Genomic DNA, 666 nt, shown 5'->3' on the forward strand with positions numbered 1-666 from the left:
ACTTTCGCCGTTCAAATCAATTTTATTGAAGCTAATCTCTTAACTTCAAAGATATGAATTGATGAGACCCTTCATTTCACTGTGTTTACCAGTTTCCATGAAGGACTCTTGTGTCCTTCTGGTGCTTTTCGTGTTTCTCATTGTTTAATTTACAAGGTACAAACCGCTCACCGGCGGAACTATTTTAGTTTACCAGATTCACCGTCGTTTGTCAAGCACTTTTTCAAACTTTTTTGCCGGCCAACCCGGCATACTTCGGTTTGTTTTTTCATGCTGTCATTCGCACAACGTGTCCCAGCAAACTGGGCATAAGAAAGACAGTCGCTTGGACTGTCATCCTTATGTGTCGGCACTACCTATCTTCCCGGGCCGTCGCCAGCCAAGTATTTTCGGCGCAAGTGAGCTTAACTGCCGTGTTCGGAATGGGAACGGGTGGACCCTCACTGCAATCAGCACCGACTATTCAATTCCCCAAAACTTGGCCTCCATGGACAAACCAACAAGGTGTTTGTCCATGGAAACGAAAAAGCAACGAAGGGAACGAGCTTTCACGCTAGCGTGGAAGCGAGCGATCCATAGTTTGCTTTTGAGTGGTGACCCGTACGAGAGTCGAACTCGTGTTTGCGGCGTGAGAGGCCGCCGTCTTAACCACTTGACCAACGGGCC

1 tRNA gene and 1 rRNA gene are annotated in these 666 nt (G+C 47.6%); both read right to left on the reverse strand.

The features are described from left to right. Positions 1 to 344: 344 nt before the first annotated feature. Positions 345 to 460, reverse strand: a 5S ribosomal RNA gene (gene rrf / locus E0L15_RS12190). 131 nt (positions 461 to 591) lie between these two features. Further along, positions 592 to 666, reverse strand: a tRNA-Glu gene (locus tag E0L15_RS12195).

This window comes from Pseudoflavonifractor sp. SW1122 (assembly GCF_012027765.1).
Lineage (GTDB): Bacteria > Bacillota > Clostridia > Oscillospirales > Oscillospiraceae > Enterenecus > Enterenecus faecium.